This window comes from Bacteroidota bacterium (assembly GCA_016195025.1).
GTDB lineage: Bacteria > Bacteroidota > Bacteroidia > Palsa-948 > Palsa-948 > Palsa-948.
The window spans coordinates 28,955-43,475 of sequence record JACQAL010000067.1; the positions used below are offsets into that span (position 1 = coordinate 28,955).

The following is a 14,521-nucleotide window of genomic DNA, read 5'->3' on the forward strand; positions in this document are numbered from 1 at the left end:
GAACTATGAAGTCGATTTAAAAAATTCGGATATATAAGCCAGAACTGCTCCCAGTAAAAATCCTGTTAGAGTAAATAAAAATATTATAATGTATTTCGGAGATTTATAAGTGTTTTCAGAAATAAATGGGCCGGCAATTATTTCATACCCTCTCAAAGATTCATTTTCATATTCCGATTGTATTTTTAATTTCTGAAGTTTGATGAGCGCTTCAATAGCATCGTATTTTAATTCTTTAATGTCAGTTTCCTTAATTTTCTGGATTAGAGGAGAAACGAAATCAATCATTTTTTTATTTTTCTTATTATTCTCTGATAAAAGTTTTAGTACCAATGGTTGGGTATTGATGTATTTAATTAACGTGGTATTTAATGCATCAGTTATTGAAGTGTCGGTTGTTTGAATCAGCACTTCATATGCGAAATCTTCCCGTTTGGTAAAAGAAAGGGTTGCATTAATGTTTTTATTATAAAAAATGGAAGTTGAATCAACTCTGCTTCGTTCGGGAAATGCAGTAATAATTTCTTTCAATTCTGAAAAAGCATATCCTTTTCCTTTTGGGAAATTACTTTTTATAAAGTAATTCATCTTGAATAATTTTCCGGTGCTGTGGTTAACAGTTTTTGTATAATACAGTGATATAAAAAACATAATCAAAGCAGTGGCACTTATTGTTACAACGTACCTTTTTGAAGTCAATTTTACTATCAGATTTTTAAGCATAAAACTATTTTTTATTAGTCAGATGAAAAATATTTCATTTATTTGGAAAGTCAAATGTAAAAATAATTTGTTTCAGTTTTTATAAGCATACTAATACCACCAAATAAAGTTTCTTACTTCGCCACATTCACTGACCTTGTTTCTCTAATCACAGTCACTTTCACTTGCCCCGGATAAGTCATCTCAGTTTGAATTTTATTGGCAAGATTGAATGAAAGTTCTTCAGCCGCTTTATCAGAAATTTTTTCCGCTGAAACAAGTACACGCAATTCTCTTCCTGCCTGAATAGCATACGCTTTTTCAACTCCTGTTTGTGACATAGCCATGTTTTCCAAATCTTTCAGGCGCTGAATATATTGCTGATGTACTTCGCGCCTTGCACCGGGACGCGCTCCTGAAATTCCATCGCAGATTTGTACGATGGGCGAGTAGAGCGATGTCATTTCCACTTCATCGTGGTGCGCACCGATTGCATTGCAGATTTCCGGTTTCTCTTTTAATTTTTCTGCGAGTTTCATTCCTGCCACAGCGTGCGGAAGTTCGAGTTCTTCTTCAAAAACTTTTCCAATGTCGTGCAAAAGTCCTGCGCGCTTTGCGATTTTTGGATTGAGTCCGAATTCTGCCGCCATTACTGAACAAAGGTTCGCCACTTCACGCGAGTGCTGCAAAAGATTTTGTCCGTAAGAAGAACGGTACTTCATTCTTCCAACCAAGCGAATGAGTTCAGCAGGAAGTCCGTGAATTCCTAAATCAATTGCAGTACGTTTTCCGATTTCAATAATTTCTTCTTCAATTTGTTTTTTTGTTTTCTCCACAATTTCTTCAATGCGCGCGGGGTGGATTCTTCCATCGGCAACAAGGTGATGAAGCGAGAGGCGCGCAATTTCCCTGCGCACCGGGTCGAAGCAGGAAAGAAGAATTGCATCAGGCGTATCGTCCACAATAATTTCAACTCCGGTCAGAGATTCAAGCGTGCGGATGTTTCTTCCTTCGCGCCCGATGATTCTTCCCTTCATATCATCTCCTTCGATGTGAAAAACAGTCACGGAATTTTCTACAGCCGCTTCCGTAGGAATGCGCTGAATAGTTTGTATGATGATTTTCTTTGCTTCCTTGCTCGCGGTAAGTTTTGCTTCATCCATTTCATGCTTGATGAATGCCATGGCTTCGGTTTTCGCTTCGGCTTTTAACGATTCAATTAATTGCGCTTTCGCTTCTTCGCCTGAAATTCCAGCTACTGCTTCCAACTGCTGAATTTGTTTCTGCAATCCTTTATCGAGTTCAGATTTTTTCTTCTCGATAATTTCAAGTTGATTGTTCAGATTATTTTTTACCGTATCAAGTTCTCTTTCTTTCCGCTGAACCTGTTCGAGTTTCTGAGACATTTGTTGTTCTTTCTGTCTTGCCCGTTGCTCGAGCGCATTAATATTTTTATTTTTTTCATTCACAGCATGCTCATGGTCTGATTTCATCTGCAGAAATTTTTCTTTTGCCTGCAAAAGTTTTTCATTTTTAATTTTTTCGGCCTCCACTTCTGCTTCTTTTATTTTCAGTTGTCCTTTTTTTTGCAAACTGCCTTTCAGTAGTGTGTTTGCAATCAGGATTCCGATGAGAAGTCCGGCTATTGCTGCGCCTGCTATAAGTACTATCGTTATTGTGTCGAGATTCATAAAAATAGATTTGAGTGATATGTAAATAAAAATTCCCGCATTAATTCTTTTTCAGAACCAATACAGGAGAAATATTTTGAAATGCAGTTTACGCTTTCTCTAACTCTGCCGAAATAAATTTGTCCAGTTTTTCCAATCGCTCAATAGTTCCCTTATCATCTTTCTGAAGCGCATCTTTCGATTCCAGGTATTGCGGAACAAAATAAAGCGCAGTCATTGCGAGTAAATCGGTCCGGTCTTTTATGTCAAAGTTTTTTTCGAATTCAGAAACTTTTTCATTGATGAGTTTAACCGCTTTGCGAACGTTTTCTTCTTCATCACGTTCAATTGCCAGCGGGTAAATTCTTCCTGCCACCGAAACCTTTATGGACAATTTATCATTCATTATTTATTCAAAAGCGCAGTGCACTTGTCTACTTCCCGTATCAGTTCGTTGATTTTTAATTTTAGTTCGTGTGTGTTTTCGTTATTACCTGATATTGATTTTGAAAGTTTGAGGATTTTATTTTTGTCCTCCAACTCTTTTACTATTTGTTTTTGTTCTTCTATATTTTTTTTGAGTTCGTTATTGTTTTGTTTGAGTGCCGAAAGTTCTTTTGAAGTTTGGCGATGCAAATCTACTAACTTTTCTACTTTCTTTTCCAAGTTGGAAACTAAGGATTTAATATCGCTCATCTTTTCAAAAAATCTTTGTTCACAAAAATAACATTCAATTTGATTTGACAAGAATATTTATTGTTGTTTTGAACAAGAAATGAAAAAATCTTTCAGTTTTTATTATATTTATTTAACTGTATTTATGTTTCGGTTTTTTCTCCCTTTAGGGTCGGGGCTACTTTTTCTTTTTCTTTTTCTTCCTTTCAAATTAGGAAGCGCAATTATTTTTCAAGATTCTACTTTCCACAAACCTTCTCCGAAAAAATTTCCGCAGGGATATTTTGTTGAGCCCACCGATTCATCGCTGAAGATTGCAGGCAACTTCGGAGAAATCCGCCCGAATCATTTTCATGCCGGGCTTGATGTGAAAACAGGTGGAAGAGAAGGAACTTTTGTGCTTGCCGCTGCCGATGGATATGTTTCACGGATAAAAATTTCTGCGTTTGGCTATGGAAAATGTTTGTACATCACTCATCCGAATGGTTTTGTAACGGTGTATGCGCACTTGCAACGGCTCTATGGAAAACTTGCACAGTATCTCGAACTCGAGCAATACCGTTTGGAATCTTTTGAAGTGGATTTGACGGTTGATTCAACTTTGCTGAAAGTTAAGCAATGTGACACGATTGCGATTTCGGGAAACACAGGCGGTTCGCAGTCGCCACATTTGCATTTTGAAGTCAGAGATGCGGTAACAGAACATGCTTACAATCCTTTTCTCTTCGGGTATAAAATAGAAGATACGGTTCCGCCAAAGATTTCTCTTTTGAAAATTTATCCGGCAGATGATTCTTCTTCTATCAACGGAAAAAATGAAGCGAAGAAAATTTCTGTTGGAGGATGGCGGGGAAAATATCATATTGCTCCGCAAAAAATCACTGTGAACGGCAACATCGGCTTTGGAATTGAAACAACAGATTACTCCAATATAAAGGAAGCCGGAAAACTTGGCGCGTATTCAATCGAGATGGATATTGACGGGAAAAGAATTTATTATCACGAGTTGAATGAAATTGGCTTTGACGAATCGCGCTACATAAATTCTCATATTGATTATGCCGAAGAAGCGAAATCAAATAAAGAAATCCAGAAATGTTTTGTGGATGAAGCCAACAAACTTTCCATTTATCAATGCGCGGTGAATCATGGATTATTTTTGTTCAATGATTCTTCTTCTCACCAGGTAAAATTTATCGTGAAAGATTTTTTTCAGAATGCTTCAGGTTTGGAGTTCGGAGTCCGGAGTTCAGTGAAAAAAATCAAAACACTCCCAACTCCCAACTCCCAACTCCTGACTAAAATGAAGTGCAATGAAGAAAATAAATTTGAAACCAATGATATGAAGATTGATATTCCTCCCTGTTCACTCTATGAGAATATTGATTTCGATTATTCAATAAGCAAAGACACGTTGCCCGGAACTTTTTCTGCGGTGCATTCCATTCACTACAGCAATGTGCCGGTGCATTATGCTTACACGCTTTCCATTAAAACAAAACTTCTCCCCGAAAAACTTCAGAGCAAAGCAACTCTTGTTTTGCTCGATGGAAATAATAACAAGACAGACCAGAAAGGCGAATACAAAGACGGATGGGTGTCAACGCAGACAAAATATTTTGGAAGATATACTGTTACGCTCGATACAGTTCCTCCTTCTATAAAGCCATACAATATATATAATGGAAAGAATATGTCGAAGGCGAAAACGATTGCAGTGACTATTGGAGATAATCTGACTAATATAAAATCTTACCGCGCCACCATTGACGGAAAATGGATTCTCATGCAATACGAATATAAAAAAGGAATGCTGTTTTATGAATTTGATGAACGAATTTCAAAAGGGAAACATTTCATTGAAATTACTGTTGCCGATGGAAAAGACAATGCACGAACTTACAAGGCGGAGTTCACGAGATAAATTTTCCCTTCACTTAGTATTTCCGAAAACTCTTTTCAGTATATCGCTGATTCTCGCCACAGGGTCAGTGCGGATTTTCTTTTCTTCTCCCGCAATTAATTTGAAAAGCCCTTCGAGCGCTTTGGAAGTAATGTATTGTTCAAGATTGGGATTTTGCTTCTCCACTCCGGGCACTTTATTATAGGTAGTGATGATGGGATTCCAGTATTTTGTCACTTCCACTTTTTGAATGGCGTTTTTTATTATCGGAGTAAACTTCGCGGTGAGTTCTCCCGATGTTTTATCATTCAGGTATTGCGTGGCGGCATTATCAGCGCCATGAAGAATAGAAAATCCATCGGCAATGCTCATGCCTTTGATTGCATCCAGAAAAACAGGCGCTGCCTCCTTGCTTGCTTCTTCGGCAGCGCGGTTGATGCTCATTTCAAAATCCTGCACCTGCTTATGCATTCCCAAATCCTCCACCGTGTTTTTTATTTTTTGCGCTTCGGAGGGAAACGGAATAAAGATGAGCGGATTTTTGTAGAAGCCATCTGCTTTCGATGCCGATGCCGTGGAATTATTTGTTCCCACATTCAGCGCTTCGCGCAATCCCTGAATCACTTCGTCATTGGAGAGCGGCTTGCTGCCCGATTTTATCTGGTTGATTTCTTTGTTCGCATCATTGGCGGCTTTGTTCCAGTCAATCTGCCCCGTGGAAGCGCAGGAGAAAAAAAGAAATAAAAAAGAACTTGCGAGAATGTTTTTGAAAGTTTTCATAGATAACTATTTTGGTTTGCAATCAAACATACAAATATTCTGCCAAAGGTACGGATAACGAATCGGCTTCTGCTCTGCGAATAAATATCCGCTCGCTTCATTCGTAGATTCGTGGTGATTGGGTATCTGTACTTTTGTATTTTCGCAAAAAAAAGTCAAATGACGCAAATCAAATTCGGAACAGACGGCTGGCGTGCCATCATTGCAAAGGACTTCACCGTTGAAAATGTGGCGCGCGTGGCGGAAGGAACCGCCATCTGGCTTTCAAACTCGGTGGCTCATTCGCCCGATAAATCGCTGCGCGTGGTAGTGGGCTACGATTGCCGCTTTGGCGGAAAATTATTTTCTGAAACCACTGCAAAAATTCTCGCGCATTACGGAATAGAAGTTTTGCTCGCAAATGCTTCACCCCGCACCGAAGGTCGGGGAGGTTTTGTTTCCACTCCCATGGTTTCTTTCGGAACGGTGAAACATAAAGCAAACCTCGGAATCATTATCACTGCCAGCCACAACCCGCCATCGTACAACGGATATAAACTGAAAGGACCTTATGGCGGACCGCTTTTGCCCAAGCATGTTTCTGAAATTGAAAACCTCATTCCCGAAAAATGCTCGGTGAATGTTGATTCCATTTCTTTTCCTCACCCGATGATACATACCATTGACCTCGAAAATCTTTATTGCAAACAGGTGGAGAAGAACTTTGATTTGAAAGCAATCAAGAAATCAAAGATGGTACTCGCGTACGATGCCATGTTTGGCGCAGGGCAAAACGTAATGAAACGGATTCTGCCCGACACGATTATGCTTCACTGCGAAAACAATCCATCCTTCAACGGAACTGCGCCCGAGCCCATTGCAAAAAATCTTCTGGAGATTTCTTCCCTCATAAAAAAATCGAAGGGAAAAAATAAAATCTCTTGCGCCCTTGCCACCGATGGCGATGCCGACCGCCTCGGCTTGTTCGGCAGCAAAGGAAATTTTGTGGACTCGCATCACATCATTCTGCTGCTCATTCATTATCTCTGCAAATACAAAAAGATGCGCGGCAAGGTCTGCACCGCGTTTTCCACCACCGTGCGCATAAAAAAAATGTGCGCGCACTATAATCTTCCGCTCGATGTGGTGAAAATCGGATTCAAATATATCTGCGGAATCATGATTAAGGAAGACGTTCTGCTGGGCGGAGAAGAATCGGGCGGCATTGCCATTAAAGGGCATATTCCCGAGCGCGATGGAATCTGGATTGGGTTAACGCTCTGGGAATTCATGGCGAAGTCAAAAAAAACGCTCGAAGAATTAATTAAAGAGGTCTACGCTATTACCGGAAGTTTCGCCTTCGAGCGCGATGACTGGCATCTTGCGGAAGAACTGAAAAATAAAATTGTGGAGAACTGCAAACAGGGAAACTATTCCTCCTTCGGAAAATATAAAGTGGAAAGAACAGAAGACCTTGACGGCTGGAAATATTTTTTCAACGAAGAAGAATGGCTGATGATTCGCGCATCGGGCACAGAGCCGGTTCTCAGATTATACGCAGAGTCATCCACGCAGAAAAAAGCACTTGACATTCTGAAAGCAGCGAAGAAAACACTTCTGAAAGTCGCCTGATTAAATATGATTAAACACTTTTGCCTTTTCTTTTTTCTGCTTACTGCTTGCTTGCTGCCTTCCGCTGCATTCGCACAGGCGCCCAAATCTTTCTCTGCCGATTCGGTGAAGTTCCTCAGCGAAATGGACGACTGGTTTTCTTCCATCAAGGGAAAAGAAAAAGAAGGGCATGAGTTCATCAAGGAGCAGTTCAAGCCCTTCTGGTTCAGCGGCACGTTATCAGATGACAAGCGCATGTTTGTTTACAACACCAGCGCTGCCATGCTCAAAAAAAACATGCGCCCCTTTCCCGATTACTTCAATTTCTTCAGCGCCATCATGAACTTTTACAACGTGGCGAAGTTGCAGGAGAGCAGTTTTCAGTCGTGGCGCGAGAGTTTGGAAAAACTGCTGGCGAAAGGAAGCGGAACAAAACTTTCCGCCTTCCTCGATGCCTCCAACGGAATTTTCTCTTCCAACAAATTATACAAGTCATCCTCGGTGGAATGGTTCACCGGCAGCAACAACTACGATTTTCAGTTCGACTCGCTGCCGAAAATTATTTTCTCTTCCACCAACTTATACTGCGCGGTGAAAGCCGACACCGCCACCATTTTCGGAACAAGCGGAGTGTATTATCCCACCGAAAAAAAATGGGTGGGCAAGGGAGGAAAAGTTACCTGGACGCGCGCGGGCATTGACGATGCGCTCGTGTATGCCGAACTGAACAACTATACCATTCTCACCACCAAGCAAAGTTACTCAGCCGATTCGGTGGTGTTCACCAACAAAATTTATTTTCAGTCGCCCCTCCCCGGCACGCTCGAAGAAAAAGCGGTGCCCGATGCCACGCCCGAAAATTCCACCTATCCGCGCTTTGAGTCCTACAGCACGCGCTTCGAAATAAAAAACATTGCCAACGGATTAGTTGATTTCTCAGGCGGGTTTTCGCTGCGCGGAAGCAAGTTCATTGGTTCGGGAAGCAAAACCGGTGACGCCTCGCTTTTCTTCAAGCGCAACAACAAGCCATTAGTGAAAGCAACGAGCAAAACATTTATTTTCCGGCAGGACAGGATTACCAGCGATGATGCCGCCATCACCATGTATCTCGATAAGGACTCGGTGTACCATCCTTCCATCAAAGTGAAATTTGACATTGACAACAAATTCCTTGTTCTCATCCGCACACTCGAAGGAATTTCAAAAACGCCTTACTTCAACACGTTTCACAAAGTGGATATGTACGTGGAAGAAATTGACTGGAAACTTGATTCGGCAAAAATGGATTTCAAAACGCTCATTGGAAGTTCGCAGGGCATTGCCGATTTTGTTTCGGCAAATTATTTCCGCAACGAATTGTTTTATGAACTGCAGGGGCAAGACCCCGTGAATCCGCTCTATGCGCTGAAAGAATGCGGAGAGAAACTGAAGCGAAACACGTTCACCGGTGAAGAGTATGCAAGGTGCAGGCACGCAACTGCCGAAGCCATTCGCCCCTATCTTATTCCCATTGCCAACGGAGGATTCATCAGTTATAATCCGCAAACCGATGAAGTTGTTTTGCAGGAGCGGCTGTTCACTTTTCTGAAAGCCAAAGCAGGCACCACCGATTACGATGTAATCGGAATTCACTCGGATGTAAAAGGCGGTGCGGTGAATGCCGTGCTGAATCTTCTCAATTATGATTTGCGCATTTATGGCGTGTCGCAGATTGCCCTCAGCGATTCGCAGAACGTTGCCATTTATCCTTCGCGCAAAATGATTGTGCTGAAGAAAAACCGCGACTTTACTTTTGGCGGAGTGATGACGGCAGGAAAATTCACCTACTTCGGAAAAGATTATTATTTCAACTACGATAAATTCAAAGTGGACATTAACAGCGCGGATTCGCTCACGTTTACTGTGCGCAGGTTTACGCCCGATGGCTTTGGAAATTATTCCGAAGTGCGCGTGAAATCAGTCATTGAGCAGGTGCAGGGCGATTTGCTCATTGACCGCATTGACAACAAATCGGGAAGAAAAAGTTTGAAGAAATATCCCATCTTCAACTCCGCCAAAGAATCGTTTGTGTATTACGACAAGCGCGGCATTCAGCACGGAGTTTACAGGCGCGATAAGTTTTATTTCAAACTCGACCCCTACTCGCTCGATAGTTTGGGACGGTTCAGCACGCAGAGTTTGAAACTCACCGGACAACTGGCTTCCGCAGGAATTTTTCCCACCTTCCGCGATACGCTTTCCGTTCAGCAGGATTATTCGCTCGGCTTCATCCGCCCCACGCCTGCCGGAGGTTTTCCGGTTTACAACAATGCCGGAAAATTCAACAACAAGATTCGCCTCAGCAACGATGGCTTGCGCGGAGACGGCACCATAGATTTTCTCACGTCCACTTCCGTTTCAAACGATTTTATTTTCTTTCCCGACTCCACCAACGGAACCGCGCAGAAGTTTGAAGTGCGCGAAGTGGCGAAGGGAAGCGGCAAAACGGAATATCCCCCCGTGAAAGGCGACACGGTGTATGTGCACTGGAAACCCAAACAGGATGTGCTGCAGGTATTTTCTCAACTCAAGCCGCTCGATTTGTACAGCGGGCAGTCGCAAATGAAAGGGCGGCTCGATTACTCTCCCAAAGCGCTCACCGGAAACGGCAAACTGGATTTCTCCGGAGCCACCATGTCTGCCTCGCTCATGAAATTTCAGAACAAGAAAGTGTTGTCTGATTCCGCCAACTTCAGTTTGAAAGCGCTCGAGACCGCGCAGTTTGCTTTTGCCACCAAGAACGTGAATGCCGTAATTGATTTTGAAAAGCGCACGGGCGATTTTGCTGCCAACGGAAAAGGAACAGTGGTGGAATTTCCCGTGAACCAGTACATCTGCTACATGGATAATTTCAAATGGTACATGGATAAAGGCGACATTGAACTTTCTTCGCGCGATGCCAACAAGCCGAAAGATGCCCGCCAGTTGGAACTTTCGGGACCTGAATTTATTTCCACCAATCCCAAGCAGGATTCGCTGCGCTTCAACGCGCCCAAGGCGAAATTTGATTTCCGCAAGTATATTATTTCGGCAGAAGATGTGGCGTGGATTAACGTGGCGGATGCAAAAATTTATCCCGACAGCGGAAGCGTTACCATTCTGAAAGATGCCGAAATGAAAACGCTCAGCAATTCAAAAATTGTGGCGAACAGCATCACCGCTTACCATACCATTTACAAGGCAAACACCAATGTCTTCGGCAAGAAAAGTTACGCCTCTTCGGGCTGGTATGATTACACGGATGAAATGAAAAACAAGCAACCCATTTATTTCGCCAACATAAAAGTGGATACCACGTACCAGACCATTGCCGAAGCCGAAATAAAAGACACCACGCACTTCATGCTCAGCCCCAATTACGAGTTCAAAGGAAAAGTGAACCTGGCTTCCAACAACCAGTTCCTTGTCTTCACCGGCTTAACAAAAATTTCTCATGCCTGCGCTGCCCTTGGAAACGGAAAAACCTGGTTTCAGTTTTCTGCGCAAATCAATCCTGAAAAAATTCTCATTCCCATTTCCGATAAATTACTCGATGAAAAAGACAAAGAACTCGGCTCGGGCGTAATCGTTGCGGCAGATACGAACGGAATTTATTCCGCGTTCCTCACCCATAAACTCCGCAAGACCGACCAGGATGTTCTCACCGCCACCGGATTTTTATTTTATGACAATGCCGCGAAAGAATACCGCATTGCTTCAAAAGAAAAACTCAACGAACTCACCCTAAACGGAAATTACCTGCGCCTGAACACCGATGCCTGCACCATTTACGGGGAAGGGAAAATGGGCGGGCTTGGATTGGATTTGGGGCAGGTGAAGATTGATGCCGTGGGAAATGTTTCGCACGATTTGAAATCCGATTCTGCCGAGTTTGAACTGATGATGGCAATAGATTTCTTCTTTGATAACGGGGCTCTCGATAAAATGGCAGACCTCATTACCGCCACTGAAAATCTTACGGGCGTGCCCGTGAGCGGCAATTACGAAAAGGGCTTGCACGAACTCCTCGGAAAAGAACGGGCCGATAAACTGATTGCCGAAGTGAACCTCTACGGCAAGTTCAAAAAATTCCCTGATGAACTGGAGCACACGCTCTTTATCACGCAACTGAATATGGAATGGAATAAAAAGAACAACGCCTATGTTTCAACAGGCGGTATCGGCATCGGCATCGTCCGCAAAAACCAAGTGAACAAAATGGTGGACGGAAAAATTGCCCTCTCGAAAAAACGCACCGGAGACATTCTCGATATTCTTCTGCAGGTGGATAAAAACAACTGGTATTATTTCCGCTACACCAAAGGATTGCTCACAGCCGTTTCGAGCGATAACAACTTCAACAAAGCCATTCAGGATTTGAAATCTGATAAGCGTTCGCTCAAAACCGAGCGCGGGCAAACCCCCTACGAGTTTTCCATTGGAAGCGAACAGCAGAAAAATTTATTTGAACGCAAGTTTAAGCAGAGTGAGGAATAAATACATTTGCTTTTAAAACCATTTACCATGACAAACCAAATAGACCAACTCTTTAACTCCGTAAAAGAGGAGCAAAAAAAGACAGACGAAGCCCAGCGGCAGGTATGGCGCAAACAAAATGCGTTTGTTGCTGATTTCAAAAACGCGCTTGCTCAAATCATTCACCCCGCCATGATTGATATTCTCAGCAACCTCCGGGGCAGGCATTGCCAGGCGCTCGCGCTCAAAAGGCGCAGGGACAAAAGCAGCGACCTGCCGCACATTAAACCCTTTGCCCAGCCGCCCGCAATAGATGTGAAAAGCAACCTGCTCTATAAGGATTATGAAAACTATTACATTGCCGCCCCCGAACTGGCGCAGGGAATCGCACTCATTATTACCGTGCTCGGCAACTATGCCCTGCAGCAAATATCCGTGATTGCCGAATATGTGAATGACCGCGAGGACAAGCCGCCCCGCTCACTGAAAAAAACGGAGCAGCAATTTTCCCTCGCGCAAATCACTCCCGAACTTTTCAATTCCTTAGTGGCAGAAAAAATAAAAGAAATGATTTCCATAAAGCAGCAGCAGGCAAATCAAAACAATGACCTTGCGGAAAAAAATGAAAGTGAGAAAACGGAAAAGTGAGAAAACGGGAAAACGGGTAGGTGAGCGAATCTCACTTTCTCACTCTCTCACTTTCCCGCTCTCTTTCTTTAAGTTCAGAACTGCTGTCTGTTTATGTGCGGAAAGGAAAGCAGGAAACAAGAGCAGGAAAGCATTATTCACAACAACGAACACACAAGACAAGACAAGTATATGTTCATTCACGGCAACCTGACCAAAGCGGATGACTAACAAAGCGAAACCGCCAACTAACTAATGAAAGTTGACAACCAACTAAGCGAAGCCATGCAATATGGAAGCGTCTTTGTAAATAAAGCAAGAAAAGCCATACACAAAGAAGGCGAAGCGGTACACAAACTAACCGAAGCGGTACACAAAGTATGCCTATTTGAAGAAAAAATGAAGAAAAGACACAAGTATCAAGTATCAAGTTTCAAGTTTCAAAAGAAAACCAAAATAAATAAAATGGTTAATGGAAAATGTTTAATGGCTAATGTAAATAAAATGGTTAATGGAAAATGTTTAATGGCTAATGTAAATAAAATGGTTAATGGAAAATGTTTAATGGCTAATGTGGTTTTTGTATTCACATTATCCATCATCCATTCTACATTATCCATTTCGCAAAATGCGAAGACCGATTCCCTCCTCTCCCTCCTAAAGAAAGACAAAGAGGATACGAATAAGGTGAACCACCTCAACGCCCTCGCTTTCGCTCTTTACTACACCAACCCCGATTCCACTATTCTCCTCGCCAAGCAGGCAATTCAAATATTAAGTTCCAAGTTCCAAGTATCAAGTTCCAAATTCCAAGGAAAAGAAATGGGACTTGGGACTTGGGACTTGAAACTTGGGACTTTGCTCGCCAACGCTTACGGCACTGCGGGTGTCGGCTATTGGGTGAAAGGCGATTATCCCAAGGCATTAGAAAATCATTTTGCTGCATTAAAAATTGATGAAGGTCTTGTAAACACGCTGCCTCATTCCTCTCCCCTTTGGGGAGAGGCAAGGAGAGGGGTCGCAACCCGTCTCGGCAACATCGGACTTGTCTATGCTGACCAAGCCGATTACCCCAAAGCCCTCGACTATTATTTCAGGGCATTGAAGATGGATGAAGAACTCGGGAATAAAAATGGAATTGCAAGACATCTCGGCAACATCGGAATTGTCTATAAGGAGCAAGCCGATTATCCCAAAGCCCTCGACTATTATTTCAGGAGAATGAAGTTGGATGAAGAATCAGGAAACAAAAGTAATATGGCAATCAATCTCGGCAACATCGGAATTGTCTATAAGGAGCAAGCTGAGTGTCAGCGAAGTCCCGATAGCGCAGCGTATCGGGACCGACTCTTCACTAAAGCCCTCGACTATTATTTCAGGGCATTGAAGATGCGGGAAGAACTCGGAGCAAAAAAATTAATTGCAAGCACTCTCGGCAACATCGGTGCGCTTTATTCCAAAACAGGAAAGTTCAGAGAAGCGGAGGAGTATCTGAAACATTCGGTCGCGCTCAGCGATACGCTTGGCGATTTGGAAGGAGTGAAAGAAGTTAATCAAAACCTCTCCCAACTTTACGATACGCTTGCGCAGTTGTCAGTTGGAAACTACAAACTACAAACCACAAACTACAAACTCTCTTTTCAGCATTACAAAAAATACATAGCCGCCCGCGATACCATCAACAGCGAGGAGAACCAGAAAAAACAAACCCGCACCGAAATGAATTACGAGTTTGAAAAGAAAGAAGCCGCCACAAAAGCAGAACAGGAAAAAAAGGATGCCGTTGCAGCAGCCGAAGCGCGCAAACAAAAAATAATACTGCTGTTTGTTGTTGGTGGTTTGTTGTTGGTCGTTGCATTCGCTGCGTTTATTCTCCGCGCCTACACGCAAATCAAAAAGAAAAACATTCTCATCAGCGAGCAGAAAAAGAAAATAGAAGAAAAGCAGGAAGAAATTCTTGCAAGCATCCGCTATGCCGCGCGCATTCAAAAGTGCATGATGCCAACGGAGAAGTGGATTGCAAAAGAAATTGCGCGGCTGAAAGCGAAAATGCCAAAGTAACAAATGAAAACCAAAATGC

Annotated in this window: 10 protein-coding genes; 5 read left to right on the forward strand and 5 right to left on the reverse strand. The window is 42.7% G+C overall.

Features of this window, described 5'->3' with window-relative positions; genetic code table 11:
- Positions 1 to 3: 3 nt before the first annotated feature.
- The 4 genes from HY063_13035 to HY063_13050 form a co-directional block, all read right to left on the reverse strand.
- Positions 4 to 588 carry a hypothetical protein gene (locus HY063_13035; GenBank protein ID MBI3502709.1) on the reverse strand — a complete coding sequence of 195 codons (585 nt, stop codon included), beginning with the start codon at positions 586 to 588 and terminating at the stop codon, positions 4 to 6.
- A 248-nt stretch (positions 589 to 836) separates the two neighbouring features.
- Complete coding sequence (gene rny / locus HY063_13040; GenBank protein ID MBI3502710.1) at positions 837 to 2,372, reverse strand: ribonuclease Y; 1,536 nt, start codon at positions 2,370 to 2,372, stop codon at positions 837 to 839.
- A 109-nt stretch (positions 2,373 to 2,481) separates the two neighbouring features.
- The gene (locus tag HY063_13045; protein ID MBI3502711.1) at positions 2,482 to 2,778 is read right to left on the reverse strand and encodes a cell division protein ZapA; all 297 of its coding nucleotides are present in this window, start codon (positions 2,776 to 2,778) and stop codon (positions 2,482 to 2,484) included.
- Positions 2,778 to 3,068, reverse strand: coding sequence for a hypothetical protein (locus HY063_13050; GenBank protein MBI3502712.1), 291 nt, complete (start codon positions 3,066 to 3,068; stop codon positions 2,778 to 2,780). Before HY063_13050 ends, HY063_13045 begins: the two co-directional genes overlap by 1 nt.
- Before the next feature lie 124 nt (positions 3,069 to 3,192).
- On the opposite strand from HY063_13050, the gene HY063_13055 reads away from it, so the two are divergent.
- Complete coding sequence (locus HY063_13055; GenBank protein ID MBI3502713.1) at positions 3,193 to 4,971, forward strand: M23 family metallopeptidase; 1,779 nt, start codon at positions 3,193 to 3,195, stop codon at positions 4,969 to 4,971.
- A 9-nt stretch (positions 4,972 to 4,980) separates the two neighbouring features.
- On the opposite strand, the gene HY063_13060 is transcribed toward HY063_13055, so the two are convergent.
- Positions 4,981 to 5,730, reverse strand: coding sequence for a DUF4197 domain-containing protein (locus HY063_13060; GenBank protein ID MBI3502714.1), 750 nt, complete (start codon positions 5,728 to 5,730; stop codon positions 4,981 to 4,983).
- Between the two features lie 159 nt (positions 5,731 to 5,889).
- Here HY063_13060 and HY063_13065 point away from each other — a divergent pair, with 159 nt between their 5' ends.
- The 4 genes from HY063_13065 (at position 5,890) to HY063_13080 (ending at position 14,502) form a co-directional block, all read left to right on the forward strand.
- A complete protein-coding gene (locus HY063_13065) occupies positions 5,890 to 7,341 on the forward strand; it encodes a phosphoglucomutase/phosphomannomutase family protein (protein MBI3502715.1) in 1,452 nt (483 codons plus the stop codon).
- Positions 7,342 to 7,347: 6 nt separating this feature from the next.
- A complete protein-coding gene (locus HY063_13070; protein MBI3502716.1) occupies positions 7,348 to 11,835 on the forward strand; it encodes a hypothetical protein in 4,488 nt (1,495 codons plus the stop codon).
- A gap of 27 nt (positions 11,836 to 11,862) precedes the next feature.
- The gene (locus tag HY063_13075) at positions 11,863 to 12,462 is read left to right on the forward strand and encodes a hypothetical protein (GenBank protein ID MBI3502717.1); all 600 of its coding nucleotides are present in this window, start codon (positions 11,863 to 11,865) and stop codon (positions 12,460 to 12,462) included.
- A 234-nt stretch (positions 12,463 to 12,696) separates the two neighbouring features.
- Positions 12,697 to 14,502 carry a tetratricopeptide repeat protein gene (locus HY063_13080; GenBank protein MBI3502718.1) on the forward strand — a complete coding sequence of 602 codons (1,806 nt, stop codon included), beginning with the start codon at positions 12,697 to 12,699 and terminating at the stop codon, positions 14,500 to 14,502.
- The last annotated feature ends 19 nt before the right edge of the window (positions 14,503 to 14,521 follow it).